Genomic DNA, 17848 nt, shown 5'->3' on the forward strand with positions numbered 1-17848 from the left:
TCGAGGCCGCTTTTTTCTTCAGGTACTGCCTGCTTCACGCATGCAGCACATGCGCCGGAAACGCAGGCCCCGCACTCGCCGCACCCTGCGCGAGCGGCGCCACCTGCTTGCGGCGCTCACGCGTCGGCGCGACGCCGAACGCGTCACGGTAGCTCTTGCTGAAGTGGCATGCCGACTGGAAGCCGCACGCCATCGTGATGTGCATGATCGACATGTCGGTCTGCAGCAGCAACTCGCGCGCCCGGCGCAGCCGCAGCGTCAGGTAGTAGTGCGTCGGCGTCATCCCGAGGTGCTCGCGGAAGAGGCGCTGCAACTGCCGCTGCGACATGTTCGCGAGCCGCGCGAGCTCCTCGCGCGACAGCGGCTCCTCGATGTTGTTCTCCATCAGCGAGATCACTTCGAACAGCGACTTGTTCGCCGAGCCCAGGCGCGCGACGAGCGGCATGCGCTGTTGTGCGCTCGTATCGCGCACGTGTTCGACGATGAACTGCTCGGCGATCTGCGTGACGCGTGCGGTGCCCACGCGCGCGGCGATCAGGTTCAGCATCATGTCGAGCGGCGCGACACCGCCCGTGCACGTGATGCGGTCGCGGTCGATCACGAACAGTTCCTTCAGGAAGCGCGTGTCCGGAAACTCTTCCTTCAGCGCCGACATGTTCTCCCAGTGGATCGCGCACGCGTAGCCAGCGAGCAGCCCCGATTTCGCGAGCGCATAGGTGCCCGTGCACAGGCTGCCGAGCGGGATGCCGGAGCGCGCGAAGCGGCGCAGTGTCGACAGATGGGCGGGCGTGGTCGCGCGCTGCACGTCGACGCCGCCGCACACGAACACGATGTCGGGTTGTCCCGCGCACTCGGCCGGGCCCGTGTCGACCGTCAGGCCGTTGCTCGCCGTGACCGGTCCGCCGTCCGGGCTGATCACCGACCAGCGATAGAGCGGCTGGCCGCTCAGGTAGTTCGCCATCCGAAGCACCTCGATCGCATTGGTGAACGCGATCATCGTGAAGTTCGGTAAAGGCATGAACGCGAAGTGGGACAGCGACGCTGTGCGGTCGGGCGACATGGGGAGCGTTCCTTGAATCTCTAATAGCTTTTGGCCCGGGGCACGAATCGGGCTGCGGTATTGTGTGAGCGAGTGCAACAAGCGTGCCATACGGCTAAACCCTAGCTCCATACGTTGTCTGGGCATCGGCGCGTTGCTGCACTGCACCGTATCCGGGAGACGGCGCACTCGAACGTGCGGCAAACGCACTGCCGGTGTGCGTGTCGATAGGTGAACGTCCAATGCCGTTTCGAGCGGCCGTACCGAAAAGCACGACCGGTCACTTGTATAAAACGGACGCGCATGGCGGAAAAGGCAAAGAACGCGTCTAAATTCATCAATCCGCCGAAAATCCGAACGACAAGAATAGAGCCGTCGGCAGCCTTGCACTGGACGAGCGGCAAACCCAGGCACGGCGGGCCCTGAGCTTCGGTTGCAGCCCTTTATTCTTCGTCACGGACGCACTATGTCGAACACCCAGCCTTTCTTCTCGCAGCCCCTTGCCGAGCGCGACGCGCCGGTGCGCAGCGCCATCCTGAAGGAACTCGAGCGTCAGCAGTCGCAGGTCGAGCTGATCGCGTCGGAAAACATCGTGTCGCGCGCCGTGCTCGAGGCGCAGGGCTCGGTACTGACCAACAAGTACGCGGAAGGCTATCCCGGCAAGCGCTACTACGGCGGCTGCGAATTCGCCGATGAGGTCGAGGCGCTCGCGATCGAACGCGTGAAGCAGATCTTCAACGCCGGCTACGCGAACGTGCAGCCGCACTCGGGCGCGCAGGCGAACGGCTCGGTGATGCTCGCGCTGGCCAAGCCGGGCGACACGGTGCTCGGCATGTCGCTGGATGCCGGCGGCCACCTGACGCACGGCGCGAAGCCGGCACTGTCGGGCAAGTGGTTCAACGCGGTCCAGTACGGCGTGAACCGCGACACGCTGCGCATCGACTACGATCAGGTCGAGGCGCTTGCCCACGAGCACAAGCCGAACCTCATCATCGCCGGCTTCTCGGCGTACCCGCGCGCGCTCGACTTCGCACGCTTTCGCGCGATCGCCGACAGCGTCGGCGCGAAGCTGATGGTCGACATGGCGCACATCGCGGGCGTGATCGCCGCGGGTCGCCACGCGAACCCGGTCGAGCACGCGCACGTCGTCACGTCGACCACCCACAAGACGCTGCGCGGCCCGCGCGGCGGCTTCGTGCTGACCAACGACGAGGAGATCGCGAAGAAGATCAACTCGGCCGTGTTCCCCGGTCTGCAGGGCGGCCCGCTGATGCACGTGATCGCCGGCAAGGCCGTCGCGTTCGGCGAAGTGCTGCATGCGGATTTCAAGACCTACATCGACAACGTGCTCGCGAACGCGCAGGCGCTCGGCGAAGTGCTGAAGGCCGGCGGCGTCGATCTCGTCACGGGCGGCACCGACAACCATCTGCTGCTGGTGGACCTGCGCCCGAAGGGCCTGAAGGGTGCGCCGGTCGAGCAGGCGCTGGAACGCGCGGGTATCACCTGCAACAAGAACGGCATCCCGTTCGACACCGAGAAGCCGACCGTCACGTCGGGCATTCGCCTCGGCACGCCGGCCGGCACGACGCGCGGTTTCGGCCTCGCGGAGTTCCGCGAGATCGGCCGCCTGATCCTCGAAGTGTTCGACGCGCTGCGGGCGAACCCCGAGGGCGACCCGGCAACCGAGCAGCGCGTGCGCCGCGAGATCTTCGCGCTCTGCGAGCGCTTCCCGATCTACTGATCGACCCCACAAGAACAGTCACACGAGCGAGAGCAGATATGAGCACGCTGCATCAGGACAGCATCATCATCGACGGACTGAACATCTCGAAGTTCGAGAAGCCGGTGTTCGAGGACATGCGCAAGGGTGGTATCACGGCCGCGAACTGCACGGTGTCGGTGTGGGAGAACTTCACCAAGACCGTCGACAACATCGGCGTGATGAAGAAGAAGATCCGCGACAACGGCGAGCTGCTGACGCTCGTGCGCACGACGGACGACATCTTCCGCGCGAAGAAGGAAGGCAAGACGGGGATCATCCTCGGCTTCCAGAACGCGCATGCGTTCGAGGACAACCTCGGCTACATCGAGGCGTTCGCCGACATGGGCGTGCGCGTCGTGCAGCTTTGCTACAACACGCAGAACCTCGTCGGCACCGGCTGCTACGAGCGCGACGGCGGGCTGTCGGATTTCGGCCGCGAAGTGATCACCGAGATGAACCGCGTCGGCATCATGGTCGACCTGTCGCATGTAGGCGGCAACACGTCGTCGGAAGCGATCGCGTTCTCGAAGAAGCCGGTGTGCTACTCGCACTGCCTGCCGTCGGGCCTGAAGGAGCATCCGCGCAACAAGAGCGACGCGCAACTGAAGGAGATCGCCGATGCGGGCGGCTTCGTCGGCGTGACGATGTTCGCGCCGTTCCTGAAGCGCGGCATCGAAGCGAACATCGACGACTACATCGAGGCGATCGACTACGTCGTGAACCTGATCGGCGAGGACGCGGTCGGCATCGGCACGGACTTCACGCAGGATTTCGCGAAGGAGTTCTTCGACATGCTCACGCATGACAAGGGCCGCTATCGCCAACTGACGAACTTCGGCAAGGTGATCAACCCGGACGGCATCCGCACGATCGGCGAATTCCCGAACCTGACCGCCGCGATGGAACGTCACGGCTGGAAGGAGTCGCGCATCCGCAAGATCATGGGCGAGAACTGGGTACGCGTGTTCAAGGACGTGTGGGGCGCGTAAGCGCCCGCCGAGCCGAACCGCTCCCTTCGTTTCAACATAAAAAAATCGGGACGTGCCAGCGCTTGCCGCGCGGGCACGCGGACGATGTCGCGCCTGCGCGCCGAGCCGCGCGGCCACTTTCCTCACGGAGTCACCACGATGCAACCGCAACTGCCGATCAACGTCGATCCCGATACCGGCGTCTGGACCACCGACGCGCTGCCGATGCTGTACGTGCCGCGCCACTTCTTCACGAACAACCACGTCGCCGTCGAGGAAGCGCTCGGCGTCGAAGCGTATGCCGAGATCCTCTACAAGGCCGGCTACAAGTCGGCTTACCACTGGTGCGACAAGGAAGCCAAGCAGCACGGCATCACCGGCATGGCCGTGTTCGAGCATTACCTGAAGCGCCTGTCGCAACGCGGCTGGGGGCTGTTCTCGATCATCGAGGCAGATCCGGCGAGCGCACGCGCGAAGATCGAGCTGCGCCACTCGTCGTTCGTGCTCCAGCAGCCGGGCAAGGAAGGCAAGCTCTGCTACATGTTCGCGGGCTGGTTCGCGGGCGCGATGGACTGGGTCAACGACACGACGCCGGAAGGCAAGCATGCGCCGCGCGCGCAATCGAAGGAAGTGCAGTGCGCGGCCGAGCATCACGACCACTGCGTCTTCGAAGTGTCGCCGATCGCGCACTGATGCATTGATTCACTGAAGCAGAACAACACCCGCAACACGAGACATTCGAACGCCAGAGGTCGCCAGCGATGCGTTATCCCCACCTGTTCAAACCCATGCAGCTGAACCAGCTGACGCTGCGCAACCGGATCGTCAGCACCGCGCACGCGGAGGTGTATGCCGAGCCGGGCGGCCTGCCGGGCGACCGCTATATCCGCTACTACGAAGAAAAGGCGAAGGGTGGCGTCGGCCTGGCCATCTGCGGCGGCTCGAGCCCGGTGTCGATCGACAGCCCGCAAGGCTGGTGGAAATCGGTGAACCTGTCGACCGACAAGATCATCGATCCGCTCACGCGCCTGGCCGACACGATGCACAAGCACGGCGCGAAGATCATGATCCAGGCGACGCACATGGGCCGCCGCTCGTCGTTTCACGGCGAGCACTGGCCGCACCTGATGTCGCCGTCGGGCGTGCGCGAACCCGTGCACCGCGGCAACGCGAAGATCATCGAGATCGAGGAAATCCGCCGCATCATCGGCGATTTCGCGGCGGCCGCGAAGCGCGTGAAGGCGGCCGGCATGGACGGCATCGAAATCTCCGCCGCGCACCAGCACCTGATCGACCAGTTCTGGAGCAAGCGTTCGAACCATCGCACCGACGAATGGGGCGGCAGCCTCGAAAACCGCCTGCGCTTCGGTATCGAAGTGCTGACGGCCGTGCGCGAGGCGGTCGGCAAGGATTTCTGCGTCGGCCTGCGCATGTGCGGCGACGAATTCCACGAGGACGGCCTCGATCACGAAGCGCTGAAGGAAATCGCGCAGGCAATGTCCGAGACGGGCCTGATCGACTACCTGAGCGTGGTGGGCTCGGGCGGCGACACGCACAACACGATTGCCAACTGCATGCCGCCGATGGCGCTGCCGCCGGAGCCGTTCGTGCACCTCGCGGCCGGCATCAAGTCGGTCGTGAAGATTCCGGTGATGCACGCGCAGAGCATTCGCGACGCGGGGCAGGCCGAGCGCCTGCTCGCGAACGGGATGATCGACCTGGTCGGCATGACGCGCGCGCAGATCGCCGATCCGCACATGGTGATCAAGATCCGCGACGGCCGCGAGGACGAAATCAAGCAGTGCGTCGGCGCGAACTATTGCATCGACCGCCAGTACAACGGGCTCGACGTGCTGTGCATCCAGAACGCGGCGACGTCGCGCGAAGCGACGATGCCGCACATCATCGAGAAGTCGCGCGGCCCGAAGCGCAAGGTCGTGGTGGTCGGCGCGGGCCCGGCGGGCCTCGAGGCCGCGCGTGTCGCGAAGCTGCGCGGCCACGACGTCGTGCTGTTCGAGAAGAACACGGAAGTGGGCGGCCAGGTGATGATCGCCGCGAAGGCGCCGCAGCGCGAGCAGATGTCGGGGATCATCCGCTGGTTCGACATGGAAACGAAGCGCCTGGGCGTCGACCGGCGTCTCGGCGTGGCCGCCGACGAGAAGATGATCATGGCCGAGAAGCCGGACATCGTCGTGCTTGCCACCGGCGGTTCGAGCTTCACGTGGCAGGTGCCGGCGTGGGGCGTGGCCGAAGGCCTTGCCGTGAGCTCGTGGGACATCCTGACCGGCAAGGTCGAGCCGAAGCAGAACGTGCTGCTGTTCGACGGCGTGAGCACGCATGCGGGCGCCGGCGTGGCCGACTTCATGGCGAGCCGCGGCTCGAAGGTCGAGGTGGTGACGCCGGACGTGAAGGTCGCCGACGATTGCGGCGGCACGACGTTCCCGATCTTCTATCGCCGCCTGTACGCGTTCGGCGTGATCCCGACGCCGAACACGATGCTCGATCGCGTCTATGAAGAGAACGGCAAGATGATCGCCGTGCTGCGCAACGAGTACACGGAAGAACTGGAAGAGCGCGCGGTCGACCAGGTGGTGATCGAGAACGGCTCGTCGCCGAACGACGAGCTGTACTGGAAGCTCAAGCCGGAATCGGTGAACCGCGGCCAGATCGATCCGCACACGCTGTTCGCGGCCGAGCCGCAGCCGTGCCTGTCGGAAGAACTCGGCAACGGCCGTTTCCTGCTGTTCCGTGTCGGCGACTGCATCTCGATGCACAACGTCCACGGTGCGATCTACGACTCGCTGCGTCTCGTGAAGGATTTCTAAAAGATGAATCCGTCCTTCCTCATTACCGCCTTGTTGTGGCTGTCGGTGGCGGGGCTCGCGTTCGCGGTCGCGAAGCGCTCGTCCTACTGGCGTCTGGGCCGCGCCACCGCGCCCGGCGCGTTTGGCGTCGCGAACCTGTTCGCGATTCCGAAGCGTTATTTCGTCGACCTGCACCACGTGGTCGCCCGCGATCCGTACATCGCGAAGACCCACGTCGCGACCGCCGGCGGCGCGATCGGCGCGCTCGCGCTGGTGTTCGTCAACTACGGCCTCGCGATCTACTCGCCGTGGCTCGACAAGCTGATCTTCCTCGCGGCGCTCGCGATGCTGGTGGGCGCGGTGTTCGTGTGGCGTCGCCGCGCGGCGAAGAACGTGCCGGCGCGCCTGTCGCGCGGCCCGTGGAATACGCTGCCCTGGCTGCTCGGTTCGTTCGCGCTCGGCCTCGTGCTGTTCATGCTGGTGCCCACCGGCGCGATGTCGGGTGCGTTCGCGGTGCTCTGCGCGCTGCTGATCGGCATCGGGGCGTTCACGATGACGGTCGGCGCGGCGAAAGGCGGCCCGATGAAGCATGCGATCGCCGGCCTGCTGCACCTCGCGTTCCACCCGCGCCAGGAGCGTTTCGCGGCCACCCGCGAATCGTTCACCGGCAACGGCACGGCCACGCCGCCGACCGCGCTGAAGCTGCCGGACATCGACCATCAGGAGTACGGCGTCGCGAAGCCGGTCGAATTCCGCTGGAACCAGTTGCTGAGCTTCGACGCATGCGTGCAGTGCGGCAAGTGCGAAGCCGCATGCCCCGCGTTCGCGTCGGGCCAGCCGCTGAACCCGAAGAAGCTGATCCAGGATCTCGTCGTCGGGATGGCCGGCGGTACCGATGCGGCGTACGCGGGCAGCCCGACGCCGGGCCTGCCTGTCGGCCAGCATCGCGGCGAGCCGAACGGCCCGATCGTGTCGGGCCTGATCGAGGAACAGACGCTGTGGTCGTGCACCACCTGCCGCGCGTGCGTGCAGGAATGCCCGATGCTGATCGAACACGTCGACGCGATCGTCGACATGCGCCGCAACCGCACGCTCGTGCACGGCACGGTGCCGGGCAAGGGCCAGGAAGTACTCGCGAACCTGCGCGAGACGGGCACGATGGGCGGCTACGACACGGCCGCGCGCTACGACTGGTCGGTCGACCTGAGCGCACCCGTCGCGCAGCCTGGCAAGCCGGTGGACGTGCTGTTCGTCGCGGGTGAAGGCGCGTTCGACATGCGCTACCAGCGCACGCTGCGTGCGTTCGTGAAGGTGCTGAACAAGGCGGGCGTCGATTATGCGGTGCTCGGCCCGACCGAGACCGACACGGGTGACGTCGCGCGCCGGCTCGGCGACGAAGCGACGTTCCAGCAGATGGCGAAGCGCCTGATCGGCACGCTCGGCTCGCTGTCGTACAAACAGATCGTGACGGCCGACCCGCACGTGATGCACAGCCTGCGCAACGAATACCGTGCGCTCGGGCTGCGCGTGATGGTCAAGCATCACACGACGTATCTGGCCGAACTGGCCGACAGCGGCAAGATCGCGCCGAAGGCGGTCGAGGCGCTGCAGGAGAAGCGCACCACGTATCACGACCCGTGCTACCTCGGCCGCTACAACGGCGAGACGGAAGCACCGCGCAAGCTGCTGAAGACGATCGGCATCCAGGTCGTCGAGATGGAGCGCAACGGCATGCGCGGCCGCTGCTGCGGCGGTGGCGGCGGCGCGCCGCTCACCGACATCCCCGGCAAGCAGCGCATCCCGGACATCCGCATCGCCGACGCACGCACGATCGGCGCGGACGTGGTCGCGGTTGCGTGCCCGAACTGCACGGCCATGCTCGAAGGCGTCGTGGGCCCGCGCCCCGACGTGCTCGACGTCGCCGAACTCGTCGCCGCCTCGCTGGAGTGAATCGATGAATACGATCAAACGAATCGATCCGCGCCGGCCGTTCATCATCACGGCCGCCGGCCTGAAGCGCATCACGCTCGGCGAGGAAGGCAGCGCCGATGCGAACGCCGCGCAGTGGTCCGCGCACGGTCATGGCGCCGCGGCGGCGAAGCCGCGCCGTGCGCTGCAGGATCCGAAGCACGTGATGCTGGTGGTCGCCCATGGCGAACGCGGCGCGCTCGACGACCATTCGCGGCAGGCGATCGCCGCCGCGGCCGTGCTCGCCGATGCGCAGACCGAAGTCGCGCTGCTCGCGTTCGGCGAACTCAAGGACGACGTGGCCGAACTGGGTGTCGACAAGCTGCTCGAGTTGACCGGCTTCGATCGCCGCGCGTTCGACCCCGAAAGCGAACTGCAAGCATTGCAGGCCTGTGTGGCCGCGCTCGCCCCGAAGCATGTGTTCGTGCCCGACAACGCGACCGGTGACGGCGATCTCGGCCGCCGTTACGCGGCGGCGGCCGGCGCGAGCGTCGCGACCCACGTCGTCGAGATCGACGCGAAGCACGTGGGCGCGTACGCGCAGGCCGGGCGCGCGTTCGCGACCCGTGCGCTGCCCGACGTGATCCTGCTCGCGCAGAACGCGGTGGAGGCGAAGCTGCCATTCGTCGGCGCCGGCGAACGCGTGGCTGCCGATTTCATCCGCCCGGCGCATGACGCCGCGCAGCCATACCGCGATCTCGGCCTTGACGAAATCGATGCGGCCCAGGTCGCGCTCGAGGAAGCCGATTTCATCGTGTCGGCCGGCAACGGCGTGTCCGACATCGCTGCGTTCGAGCGGCTGGCCGGCGTGTTCGGCGCGGCGATCGGCGCGAGCCGCGTCGCGGTCGACAACGGCCACTTCACGCGCGACAAGCAGGTCGGCGCGACCGGCAAGACGGTCGAGGCGAGCGTGTACATCGCGTTCGGCATCTCGGGCGCGGTGCAGCATTTGCAGGGGATCAAGGATTGCCGCCACGTGATCGCGGTGAACCTCGACGGCAGCGCGCCGATCGCGAAGCGCGCGAACCTGACGGTGGTCGGCGACGCGCAGGCGACGATCGCCGCGCTGATCGAACAGGTCCAGGCCGCGCGGGCCGCGCGCGGCGAATCGCCGGCCGCGGTCGGTACCCGTGAACCCGAAGGAGTCGCCGCATGAATGCCCCTCGTCCCTTGCAACGCATCGCGGTGCTCGTGTCCGTCGGCCGGCATCCGGTCAGCGGCGTCGCGCGCTACAGCCGCAACGATGCGGCCGCGCTCGAAACCGGCCGCCAGCTCGCGGAAAAACATCGCGCGACGCTCGACGTGATCCACGCGGGCGACCCCGCCAACGCGGCGCTCGCCGAGTATCTGGCGCTCGGCGCGCGGGAGGTCGAAGTGCTGGCCTGCCGAGACGGCGACGATGCCGTGCACGCGCTCGCCGCGCGCATCGAAGGCTACGACCTCGTGCTGACCGGCACGCGCGCCGAGGGCGCGTACGACACCGGGATGCTGCCGTACCGCGTCGCCGCGGCGCTCGGCTATCCGCTCGTCGGCTCGGCCGTCGACGTGACGGTCGATGGCGGTCGCGTGGCAGTCCGGCAATTTTTGCCGAAAGGGCTGCGGCGGCGTGTCGACGCGGCGCTGCCGGCCGTCGTGGCCGTCCATCCGCTCGCCGGTGTCGAGCCGCGCTATGCCTATGCGCGGCTGCGCGCCGGCGCGATCCGGCCGGCGCTCGCGGCGAGCGGCGCGGACGCCGACGCGACCGCGTGGACGGTCGGCCCGGTCGAGCGTAAACCCGTAAAACTGGTCGCCGCCGAGAAGCGCTCCGGGCATGCCCGGATGCTGTCCGCGACGACGACAGAAAGCCGCGGCGGCAACGTCGTAAATGAAGGGAGTTCGGTCGAAAAAGCACAAGTGATCCTTGCGTATTTGCGCGAGCATCAGCTCATCGACTACTGATTTTGATGCCTGTCGGCAAGAACCCAGGGATGCAAGGAATCCGGAGCAAACGATGAAAGTATCGGCAGACATTCGTGCATTGATCGAACGCCGCAAGGCAGGCTACAGCCTCGAAGCGCCGTTCTACACGAGCGAGGACATTTTCGCGCTCGACATGGAGGCGATTTTCCGCCAGCACTGGATCCAGGTGGCGATCGAACCGGACATTCCCGAGCCGGGCGATTACGTGACCGTGCAGTTGGGCAACGATTCGATCCTGATCGTGCGCGACGACGACATGGCGATCCGCGCGTTCCACAACGTGTGCCGTCACCGCGGCGCGCGCCTGTGCAACGAAGATAAAGGCTCGGTCGGCAACATCGTGTGCCCGTACCACAGCTGGACCTACAACCTGACGGGCCAACTGATGTTCGCCGAGCACATGGGCGAGAAGTTCGACCGTTGCAAGCACAGCCTGAAGTCGGTGCACGTCGAGAACCTCGCGGGCCTGATCTTCATCTGCCTCGCCGACGAGCCGCCCGTCGATTTCGCGCAGATGCGCGCCGAGATGGAGCCGTACCTGCTGCCGCACGATCTGCCGAACACGAAGATCGCCGCGCAGATCGACATCATCGAGGAAGGCAACTGGAAGCTCACGATGGAGAACAACCGCGAGTGCTATCACTGCGTCGCGAACCATCCGGAGCTCACGATCTCGCTGTACGAATACGGCTTCGGCTACCAGCGTTCCGACGCGAACGCCGAAGGCATGGACGCTTTCGCCGAGACCTGCGTGCGCCGCGGCAAGGAGTGGGCGGAGATGGGCCTGCCGTCCGCCGAAATCGAAAAGCTGCTCGACGTGACGGGTTTCCGCACGCAGCGCCTGCCGCTCGACCGCCACGGCGAATCGCAGACGCTCGACGCGAAGGTCGCTTCGAAGAAGCTGCTCGGCGGCTTCGACAAGGCCGACCTCGGCGGGCTGTCGTTCTGGACGCAGCCGAACTCGTGGCACCACTTCATGAGCGATCACATCGTGACGTTCTCGGTGATCCCGCTGTCGGCCGGCAAGACGCTCGTGCGCACGAAGTGGCTCGTGCACAAGGACGCGAAGGAAGGCATCGACTACGACGTGAAGAACCTCACGGCCGTGTGGAACGCGACCAACGACCAGGATCGCGCGCTCGTCGAATTCTCGCAGCGCGGCGCGACCAGCAGCGCGTACGAGCCGGGCCCGTATTCGCCGTACACGGAAGGTCTCGTCGAAAAATTCTCGGCCTGGTACATCGGCCGGCTCGCCGAACAAACCGGCGCGTAGTCGTCAGCGGAACAGCAAGCGGAGCAACTGATGAAACGACCCTCACGTTCACTTCGTTCACTGCCCCCCGCGGGGGCGGTCAGCCTCCTTGGGGCGGCCCTGCGGAGGCTGACATGATGCGAGATGCGGCCAATTTCGAGCCGGCGGACAGCCGGGTGACGCGCCCGGCGTTCTGGAACGCGCTGCCCGAGCGCTGGACGAGCGACGTCGAGGAAACGCTGGTGTGCTGCCACGTGCGGCAGGAAACGCACGACGTGAAGAGTTTCTTCTTCCGTTCGCCGCAGGGCCGCACGTTTTCGTTCGAGCCCGGGCAGTTCCTCACGCTCGAGCTCGACATCGACGGCGAAACGATCAACCGCTGCTACACGATCTCGTCGTCGCCGGCGCGGCCGCACACGGTATCGATCACGGTGAAGCGCGTGCCGGGCGGCAAGGTGTCGAACTGGCTGCACGACAACCTGCAGCCGGGCGCGTCGGTGCGCGTGCTCGGCCCGGCCGGCGAATTCACGTGTGCAAGGCATCCGGCGCGCAAGTACCTGTTCCTGTCGGCCGGCTCGGGCATCACGCCGCTGATGTCGATGAGCCGTGCACACCATGATCTCGCGGAAGATCGCGACATCCTGTTCGTGCACAGCGCACGCACGCCGGACGACATCATCTTCGCGCGCGAGCTCGACCTGATCGCGTCGAACCACACGAATTTCCGCACGTCGTTCGTCGTCGAGCGCGTCGGCGCACGCACCAACTGGCCGGGCGTCACCGGCTTCCTGACGCTGCCGCTGCTGAAGCTGATCGCGCCGGATTTCATGGAACGCGAAATCTTCACGTGCGGCCCCGCACCGTACATGAAGGCGGTGCGCGACCTGCTCGACGAAGCCGGCTTCGATCGCAAGCAGTATCACGAGGAAAGCTTCTCGTTCGAGACGCTCGCGCAGACCGCGAGCGACGAGCTGCTGGCCGATCTCGCGCCGCCGGCCGAAGGCGACGCCGCCGGCACGAAGCAGTACACGGTCAGCTTCGCGAAGAGCAATCGCGAGATTTCGTGCGGCTCGGAGCAGCACGTGCTCGACGCGGCGCGCCAGTCGGGCGTGCGGCTGCCGGCATCGTGCACGCAGGGCATGTGCGGTACGTGCAAGGTGAAGCTCGTGTCGGGGCAGGTCGAGATGAAACACAACGGCGGCATCCGCCAGCGCGAGATCGATCAGGGGATGGTGCTGCTGTGCTGCAGCAAGCCGCTGTCGGATCTCGTGATCGACAAGTAGTCGAAGGCGCCATCGGCTGTCCGGGCGCGTCGCGTCCGGACAAGCATCTGTCGGAAAACAACGATACCGCGGATTTGTGGTTGAAGAACCTAGAGAGACAACGCGCACGGTGCGCAGACCAAGGAGATCGACCATGAAATTGTTCGGAAAACTGTTTTGGGCCGGCGCGCTGTCGGCGATGGCGGCACTGAGCGCATCGGCGCTCGCCGATACGAAGCCGACGCTGAAAATCGGTTACGTCGAAGGCTGGGACGACAGCGTCGCGACGTCGAACGTCGCCGCGCGCGTGATCGAGAAGAAGCTCGGCTACGAGGTGAAGCTCGTGCCGGTCGCCGCAGGGATCATGTGGCAGGGCGTCGCGCGCGGCGATCTCGATGCGACGTTGTCCGCATGGCTGCCGGTCACGCACGGATCCTACTGGAGCGAATACAAGAGCAAGGTCGTCGACCTCGGCGCGAACTTTCCCGACGCGAAGATCGGCCTGATCGTCCCCGATTACGTGAAGGCGAAGAGCATCGAGGATCTGAACGCCGAGAAGAGCAGCTTCGGCGGCCGCATCGTCGGCATCGATGCCGGTGCGGGCGTGATGCGCAAGACCGACGAAGCGATCAAGAACTACGGGCTGAGCTACACGCTGATGCCGAGCTCGGGCAGCGCGATGACGGCCGAATTGTCGCGCTCGGTCGGCGCGAACAAGCCGGTGATCGTGACCGGCTGGGCGCCGCACTGGATGTTCGCGAAGTGGAAGCTGCGCTTCCTCGAGGATCCGAAGAAGGTGTTCGGCGGCGCCGAGCACGTCGACAGCGTCGTGAATCCGGGCCTTGAAACCAAGGCGAAGCCGGTCGTCGCGTTCCTGAAGAAATTCCAGTGGAAGCCGGGTGAAATCGACAGCGTGATGCTGGCGATCCAGAACGGCTCGAAGCCGGAAGCGGCCGCGGATGCGTGGATCGCGGCGCATGCCGACCGCGTGAATGCGTGGACGGAAGGCGCGCAGTAAGTCTCCCGACATACGTCGTACGAATCATCATAAAAACACGCCGGGAATGGCATGCAGGAATCCGAAACAATGAGGATGAAATGCAGCCATATCCCGGAATTCTTTTTCGGATTCTGCAAAAAAGCGCGTAAGTTGTTACACTAGCGCCCTTGTGCGGAGTCATCCCGCTTTGTATCGGAGCAGCGTAAACGTTGAAGCGCTTACGCTGATCGAGAGGAGGAATTGGATGAGTCAAGCAGGACTGCGTGCTAATCGCACCAGTGATGTCGAGGCAACCATCTCACATGATTCGACGGGCCACACGCTGCATCGTGGCCTGACCTGGAAAGACGCTTTTTGGGTAACGAGCGGCGTGCCGGCAGGCGTGCTGTTCACGATCGGCGGCGTATGCGCGACGATCGGCCAGCCCGCGTGGGCGATCTGGATCGCCGCGATCACGATGGGGCTGGTTCAAAGCGCGACTTATGCGGAAATATCCGGGCTATTTCCGCATAAATCGGGCGGCGCGTCGGTGTATGGCGCGATCGGCTGGGTTCGTTACAGCAAGCTGATTGCCCCGGTGTCCGTGTGGTGCAACTGGCTCGCGTGGTCGCCGATGCTCGCGCTCGGCTGCGGCCTCGCGGCAAGCTATGCGCTCACGAGTCTCTTTCCCGCCAATGCGGCGGTGCTGCACTGGCAGCTCAAGGTTGCGGATCTCGGGTTCATCAAGCCCGGTCTGTCTTTGCGAATCAACGCGACGTTCATCATCGCCACGATTCTGCTTCTCATCACGTTCAAGCTTCAGCACAGCGGTGCGTCGAAGGCCGCGCGTACGCAGCGCATTCTCGGCATCGCGTCGCTCACGCCGCTCTTGATCGTCGGCATCGTGCCGTTCGTCACCGGCGACGTGCCGATGTCGAACCTGCTTCCGCTGCTGCCGCTCGGTCACGACGCGCAGGGCAACCTCACGGCCGCGACCTTCGGCGCGTGGAACGGGCAGGGCGTGACGATGGCGCTCGGCGCGATGTTCATGGCCGGCTGGGCGTCGTACGGTTTCGAGACGGCCGTCTGCTACACGCGTGAATTCCGCGATCCGCGGCGCGATACCGCGAAGGCGATCTTCTGGTCGGGCGCGCTGTGTCTCGTCGTGATGACGCTCGTGCCGATGGCGTTCCAGGGCGCGCTCGGCACCCAGGCGATGCTCGATCCGGCGATCGGCGACGGCACCGGCGTCGCAGCCGCGATGGCAAAGATCGTCGGCGGCGGCGCGTGGGTCGCGAATGCGGTCGTCGTGATGCTGATGCTGTCGATCCTGCTGATCGTGATGACGTCGATGATGGGTTCGTCGCGCACGCTGTACCAGGCGTCGGTCGACGGCTGGTTGCCGAAGTACCTGTCGCACGTAAACGAGCACGGTTCGCCCACGCGCGCGATGTGGACCGACCTCGGCTTCAACCTCGTGTTGCTGATGATGTCGGACTACATGACGGTGCTGTCGATCTCGAACGTCTGCTACATGCTGTTCGTATTCCTGAATCTTCAGTCTGGCTGGATACACCGGATGGATCGCGGCAACTGGGATCGGCCGTTCCGCTGCCCGACGTGGCTGCTCGTCGCGGGCTCGATCTGCGGCTACGCGAACCTCGTTTATGCGGGCGCGGGCGCCGATCTGCAAGGCGAGGGCACGCTGCGCAACGGGCTGATCGCGATGTTGCTGATCGTGCCGGTGTTCCTGTATCGCCACTACTGGCAGGACCGCGGCCGCTTCCCCGCGCAAATGCAGCGCGACATGGAGCTCAAGGTGCCGACGCGCAGCATGTGGCTGAATCTCGCGCCGTACGCGGCGCTGATCGGCGCGGTGCTGGCGGTCGCCGGTTCCCATTACTTCGCGTGGGGCCGTTGAGCATTCGCTGCCGGCTTCCGGCCGGCGGCGATACGCGCGGCCTGCCGGGCCGACCTTCGCCGGGACAAGACCCGGGAGCGGGCGTTCGATGGTGGCCGGTGGGCGCGGCCACGTCACGATTCACATGCTGATCGTGCTGCATGCTCCAAAACGCTGCCAGATGCGAGCATCGAGCGCCCGCCCCCGGGTCCACACGCGCGGACGATACCGATCTCCGCACGATGCTGTTTCATCGCGACGGCACGACATGGCGAACCGGCCGCACAGAACAGGACCAGTCCGACCGGCAAGCGCTGCCGATCTTCCCGTTGCCTGATGGTCCCGCGCATTCCACGTCAATAGAATGAATCGAACGAATCCGATTCGGACCGCGAATCATTCGTCCGATCTCGAATAACTTGACGTGAACCACCCGAGGCGCCTCCACACGCGTATCTCCATGCGGGCCGCATGGGCAAAGCCGGCATGTCGTGAGGCGACGTGAAATGCTGAAAAAACTGCTCAGAAACCGCGCGCTCGCCGTGCTCGTCGCCGACATCGCGATGATCGTCACGATCGCGGTCGTGATGCTGGACGAAACGACCATGTCGCTCGCGGCGCTGCGAACGGAAACCGTGCTCGTCGCGACGAGCGTGCTGTGCGCGACCTTCCTGCTGGGCCTGATCGACCGCGACCTGAGCGACAACGGCGTGCGCATCGCGCGTTATCTGCTTCGCGCGCTCGCGCTATGGCTGATCGCCCAGGGCAGCGTGTTCGTCATGATGATCGCGATGGCCGCGGTCAATGTCGCGTCGTTCGCGTGGTTCGTTCGCTGGACGCTGGGCGTCGCGGTGTCGCTGATCGCGTTTCGCATCGCGCTGTTCGTATGGCGGTGCCGCCGCGTGCGCGCGCCCAAGCGTTATCGCGCGATCGCGCTCGCGGGGACCGACGAGCGCATCGCGCAACTGACGTCCGCGGTGGAGCGCATGGCTTCGCCGTACCGGTTCGTCGCGATCTATCGGGTTTCGCCGGACGCCGGGACGAGCGCCGGCGAGCTTCCGGTACACCGCGACCTCGCGACGTTTGCGAGACACGCGCGGCAGCTTCGCGCGAGCGAGGTCTGGATCGCGTTGCCGCTGAGCGAAGAGCGCGCGATCGTCGACGTGATCGAGGAATTCCGTCACGACTTCGTCGATCTGCGGCTGCTGCCCGACGTGAGCCAGCTCGCGCCGTTCGGCAGTCAGGCCGACGAAGTGCTCGGCCAGCCGGCCATCTCGCTCGCCGTGTCGCCGCTGACACCGCGTGCGCGGATGCTGAAGGCGGCGTTCGATCGTACCTTCGCCGCGGTCGCGCTGATCGCGCTGATGCCGTTGCTGCTCGTCATCGGCGTCGCGGTGAAGCTGTCGTCGCCGGGGCCCGTGTTCTTTACGCAGAAGCGGCGCGGCGCCGACGGCGAAACCTTCGCCATCTACAAGTTCCGCACGATGAAGCTGCACGTCGAGCGGGACGGCACGGTCGTGCAGGCGATGCGCAACGATCCGCGCGTCACGGCCGTCGGCGCGCTGTTGCGACGCACGAGCCTCGACGAGCTGCCGCAGTTCATCAACGTGCTGCTCGGCGACATGTCGGTGGTCGGCCCGCGCCCGCACGCGGTCGAGCACGACGCGCAGTACCGCACGATCGTCGACGGCTACATCCATCGCTACCGGATCAAGCCCGGCATCACCGGATGGGCGCAGGTCAACGGGCTGCGCGGCGCGACCGAACGCGTCGAAAGCATGCAGTCGCGCATCGAGCATGACCTGTACTACCTGCGCAACTGGTCGTTCGCGCTCGATCTGCGAATCATCGGCGCGACCGTGCTGAAAGGGATCGTGCATCCCAACGCCTACTGAGCGGCCGGCCGCGTTCGCGTGACCAGCGAACGCGGCGCGCACTCACCCGAACCCCGCTCG

Annotated in this window: 13 protein-coding genes; 12 read left to right on the plus strand and 1 reads right to left on the minus strand. The window is 65.8% G+C overall.

Annotated features, from left to right (window positions below):
- Positions 1 to 34: 34 nt before the first annotated feature.
- Complete coding sequence (locus C5F75_RS30270; protein ID WP_081066474.1) at positions 35 to 1150, minus strand: GlxA family transcriptional regulator; 1116 nt, start codon at positions 1148 to 1150, stop codon at positions 35 to 37.
- Positions 1151 to 1505: 355 nt separating this feature from the next.
- Here C5F75_RS30270 and C5F75_RS30280 point away from each other — a divergent pair, with 355 nt between their 5' ends.
- The 12 genes from C5F75_RS30280 (at position 1506) to C5F75_RS30340 (ending at position 17788) form a co-directional block, all read left to right on the plus strand.
- Positions 1506 to 2780, plus strand: a complete 1275-nt coding sequence (locus C5F75_RS30280) for a serine hydroxymethyltransferase (protein ID WP_089465735.1) — start codon at positions 1506 to 1508, stop codon at positions 2778 to 2780.
- A gap of 38 nt (positions 2781 to 2818) precedes the next feature.
- On the plus strand, positions 2819 to 3790 hold the full coding sequence (locus tag C5F75_RS30285) for a dipeptidase (protein ID WP_034186088.1): 972 nt from the start codon (positions 2819 to 2821) through the stop codon (positions 3788 to 3790).
- A gap of 138 nt (positions 3791 to 3928) precedes the next feature.
- Positions 3929 to 4462: a DUF5943 domain-containing protein gene (locus C5F75_RS30290; protein ID WP_059583203.1), complete on the plus strand. Its 534-nt coding sequence runs from the start codon at positions 3929 to 3931 to the stop codon at positions 4460 to 4462.
- 68 nt (positions 4463 to 4530) lie between these two features.
- A complete protein-coding gene (locus C5F75_RS30295) occupies positions 4531 to 6594 on the plus strand; it encodes an NADH:flavin oxidoreductase (RefSeq protein ID WP_104013195.1) in 2064 nt (687 codons plus the stop codon).
- A gap of 3 nt (positions 6595 to 6597) precedes the next feature.
- A complete protein-coding gene (locus C5F75_RS30300; protein ID WP_104013196.1) occupies positions 6598 to 8523 on the plus strand; it encodes a (Fe-S)-binding protein in 1926 nt (641 codons plus the stop codon).
- 4 nt (positions 8524 to 8527) lie between these two features.
- Positions 8528 to 9697: an electron transfer flavoprotein subunit alpha/FixB family protein gene (locus C5F75_RS30305; RefSeq protein WP_059583198.1), complete on the plus strand. Its 1170-nt coding sequence runs from the start codon at positions 8528 to 8530 to the stop codon at positions 9695 to 9697.
- Positions 9694 to 10479: an electron transfer flavoprotein subunit beta/FixA family protein gene (locus C5F75_RS30310; RefSeq protein ID WP_059583197.1), complete on the plus strand. Its 786-nt coding sequence runs from the start codon at positions 9694 to 9696 to the stop codon at positions 10477 to 10479. Before C5F75_RS30305 ends, C5F75_RS30310 begins: the two co-directional genes overlap by 4 nt.
- Before the next feature lie 52 nt (positions 10480 to 10531).
- On the plus strand, positions 10532 to 11773 hold the full coding sequence (locus C5F75_RS30315; RefSeq protein ID WP_059583196.1) for an aromatic ring-hydroxylating oxygenase subunit alpha: 1242 nt from the start codon (positions 10532 to 10534) through the stop codon (positions 11771 to 11773).
- A 113-nt stretch (positions 11774 to 11886) separates the two neighbouring features.
- Positions 11887 to 13035, plus strand: a complete 1149-nt coding sequence (locus C5F75_RS30320) for a hybrid-cluster NAD(P)-dependent oxidoreductase (RefSeq protein WP_059583194.1) — start codon at positions 11887 to 11889, stop codon at positions 13033 to 13035.
- A gap of 133 nt (positions 13036 to 13168) precedes the next feature.
- A complete protein-coding gene (locus tag C5F75_RS30330) occupies positions 13169 to 14032 on the plus strand; it encodes a glycine betaine ABC transporter substrate-binding protein (RefSeq protein WP_059583193.1) in 864 nt (287 codons plus the stop codon).
- Between the two features lie 226 nt (positions 14033 to 14258).
- Positions 14259 to 15914, plus strand: coding sequence for an APC family permease (locus tag C5F75_RS30335; protein ID WP_104013197.1), 1656 nt, complete (start codon positions 14259 to 14261; stop codon positions 15912 to 15914).
- A gap of 485 nt (positions 15915 to 16399) precedes the next feature.
- Positions 16400 to 17788, plus strand: a complete 1389-nt coding sequence (locus tag C5F75_RS30340) for an undecaprenyl-phosphate glucose phosphotransferase (protein ID WP_059574695.1) — start codon at positions 16400 to 16402, stop codon at positions 17786 to 17788.
- Positions 17789 to 17848 lie beyond the last annotated feature (60 nt).

Source organism: Burkholderia anthinoferrum, from assembly GCF_002925705.1.
Lineage (GTDB): Bacteria > Pseudomonadota > Gammaproteobacteria > Burkholderiales > Burkholderiaceae > Burkholderia > Burkholderia semiarida.